Below are 1,664 nucleotides of genomic sequence, written 5' to 3' on the forward strand. Positions count from 1 at the left end.
CTCATCGCCATAGCTCTCATGAAGGGTCTTCTTTGTGGAAGCCAGGAATTTCCTCGGAATCCACCCGAGCATTACAAAAGTGTAATCGGTCTGGCCGAATTTGTTGAAGACCTTGATCTCCTCATGCCTGTCTTTTAAGAGGCGGACGAGGGCACCAACTTCATCCTGCCAGGTGAGTGAGAGTTCTCTGAGTTCTTCTTCAACCTCAAGGACTTCTTTAACCGCAGCAACCCGTCTCTCTTCATTGAGAACGAGAATCTCAGGGAGGGGACGGTTTAAGTATTCGGGCGGAAGCCTGAGTTCGTTGACATTCTGTGAATAGAGGAGGGTATGGACGTCGCTGGAATACTTTCTGTTAAAGACAACAACTGTTGCGATATTCTGCTCGTCAATTGGGGCTGAGATCAGCTCACACTGGTTCTTTGTGATCCTGGTGAGTTTCTCCTTGATCAACTCGAGGATTCCTTCAAATTCTCCCTGGATCAGGATAATGGTAATCTCAAAGCCCTCAAGTGCAGGAATCTGGCCTTCTATCGGGAGGATCTTCTCTATCACCGTCTGGTATCGGGAGAGGTTTGCAATAGTAAACTCAAGATCGGTCTTCCGGGTAATGAGATCCCTGGTTTTTGCCTCAAGTTCATGGATGACCTCCTGGGCCCGTTCAAGGATTGATTCCTGGCCCTTCTGGCTTAATCTTTGGATTATATCCGTTTGTTTTTTAAGATCCGGGGGTTTTTTTGGAAGGACCAGCGCAATTCCTTCAATCTTTGAGAGGTTGGCAGCAATCGTATCTGCCTCCCTGGACTCAACTCTCTGAAGGATGATACCTCCCTGCTCATGACTTCGTGAGGCATCCTCCAGATGGATGGTTCCAGCCTGGTAGAGCGTATCAACGATAGATTCGAGATCCTTCTTCGGACCCAATACCTGAACCTTAACCATCCTCTGGAGCATCGCCTACGACCCGGCCCCTACATGTTCTACGAGTGTCTCCACCGCTTTTTGTATGTTCTTCTCCCATTGGTTGCGAATGGCGAGTTCTTCCTCCCGTCTCCATTCGGCAATAGCTTCAATTTCTTTATTTATCTCCTCAATCTCCTTCTCATAGTAGATTTTACCCTCTTCTTCACCTGCGCTGATACATCGCACAATGATCGCTTCCGCATCTTTGCGTGCTTCTTCGATCAATGCAGCAGCTTCAGATCGGGCCTCCTCAATTAAGACATTCATCTCGAGTTCTTTCTTCCGGATTGTCTGCAGGAGCGATTGTTCAGACACCATATCTCACCAGTCACCTTTTTGTTCGTACCCATGCAAGCGGATAATGTGCAGAGTCCCGGAGTTTTCACCTCCGGTTCAGCTGATCCCGATTCCTTTAAAAACCACTCAGGCCTCATCTATCTCATCCCCGAAAACCGGATTCTGGCGGGCAGATTGTTACCCTCGGGAAATCAGGACAGAATCGGGCTGGGGGGAGTTTTTAACGTGATGGGCACCTCCTTCTTCCGGCGGTCATAACCATCGGAAATCAAAGGTGTAATTGCAATAAAAGTATTTATAGTTATCTAAATTGCCCGTTTTTAAAACAGGCAATATTCCGATATTTGGGAGGTTTCGGCCAGAAATACCACCCTTACGCGCTCAAAATACACCCAAATTAAAAA

General features: G+C 47.5%; 1 protein-coding gene and 1 pseudogene. Both read right to left on the bottom strand.

Annotated elements, in window-relative coordinates:
• Positions 1 to 924: pseudogene (locus tag QCH34_RS12220) on the bottom strand (V-type ATP synthase subunit I); the annotation flags it as partial.
• Between the two features lie 33 nt (positions 925 to 957).
• On the bottom strand, positions 958 to 1,281 hold the full coding sequence (locus QCH34_RS12225) for a V-type ATPase subunit subunit G family protein (RefSeq protein ID WP_300334541.1): 324 nt from the start codon (positions 1,279 to 1,281) through the stop codon (positions 958 to 960).
• Between the last annotated feature and the right edge of the window lie 383 nt (positions 1,282 to 1,664).

Origin of the sequence: Methanocalculus sp. (assembly GCF_029762515.1) — an archaeon.
Lineage (GTDB): Archaea > Halobacteriota > Methanomicrobia > Methanomicrobiales > Methanocorpusculaceae > Methanocalculus.

What these genes read in the sequence shown, in the direction of transcription:
- QCH34_RS12225 (WP_300334541.1), bottom strand. Translation starts at nt 1,281, where the DNA reads ATGGTGTCTGAACAATCGCTCCTGCAGACAATCCGGAAGAAAGAACTC.